Origin of the sequence: Lentzea xinjiangensis, assembly GCF_900110955.1 — a bacterium.
Taxonomy (GTDB): Bacteria; Actinomycetota; Actinomycetes; order Mycobacteriales; family Pseudonocardiaceae; genus Lentzea; species Lentzea xinjiangensis.
Genome location: NZ_FOFR01000052.1, coordinates 1 through 1,090 on the forward strand (window position 1 = coordinate 1; position 1,090 = coordinate 1,090).

General features: G+C 57.0%; 1 rRNA gene. It reads left to right on the top strand.

What is annotated here, in order from left to right:
• Window positions 1-1,090, top strand: a 23S ribosomal RNA gene (locus tag BMW88_RS40750); the annotation flags it as partial.

Genomic DNA, 1,090 nt, shown 5'->3' on the forward strand with positions numbered 1-1,090 from the left:
TTAGAGTGTTCCCAAGTAGCAGCGTACTCGTGGAATTCGCTGTGAATCTGGCGGGACCACCCGCTAAGCCTAAATACTCCCTGGTGACCGATAGCGGACTAGTACCGTGAGGGAAAGATGAAAAGTACCCCGGGAGGGGAGTGAAATAGTACCTGAAACCGTGTGCCTACAATCCGTCGGAGCCTTTAGGGGTGACGGCGTGCCTTTTGAAGAATGAGCCTGCGAGTTAGTGCTACGTGGCGAGGTTAACCCGTGTGGGGTAGCCGTAGCGAAAGCGAGTCTGAATAGGGCGCTTGAGTCGCGTGGTCTAGACCCGAAGCGGTGTGATCTAGCCATGGCCAGGGTGAAGCGCGGGTAAGACCGCGTGGAGGCCCGAACCCACCAGGGTTGAAAACCTGGGGGATGAGCTGTGGTTAGGGGTGAAAGGCCAATCAAACACCGTGATAGCTGGTTCTCCCCGAAATGCATTTAGGTGCAGCGTCGTATGTTTCACCGCGGGGGTAGAGCACTGGATGGTCTAGGGGGCCCACAAGCTTACCGAAATCAACCAAACTCCGAATACCGTGGTGTGAGAGTGCGGCAGTGAGACTGCGGGGGATAAGCTTCGTAGTCGAGAGGGAAACAGCCCAGAACGCCAGCTAAGGCCCCTAAGTGTGTGCTAAGTGGGAAAGGATGTGGGGTCGCACAGACAGCCAGGAGGTTGGCTTAGAAGCAGCCACCCTTTAAAGAGTGCGTAATAGCTCACTGGTCAAGTGGTCCTGCGCCGACAATGTAGCGGGGCTTAAGCACACCGCCGAAGCTGTGTCATTTCAGCCTTGAGCTGGGATGGGTAGGGGAGCGTCGTGCAGCCATTGAAGCGGCGGAGTAATCCAGCCGTGGAGGCTGTGCGAGTGAGAATGCAGGCATGAGTAGCGAAAGACGAGTGAGAAACTCGTCCGCCGGATGACCAAGGGTTCCTGGGCCAGGCTAATCCGCCCAGGGTAAGTCGGGACCTAAGGCGAGGCCGACAGGCGTAGTCGATGGACAACGGGTTGATATTCCCGTACCCGTGTGAACGCGCCCATGATGAACCTTGTGATACTAACCGCCC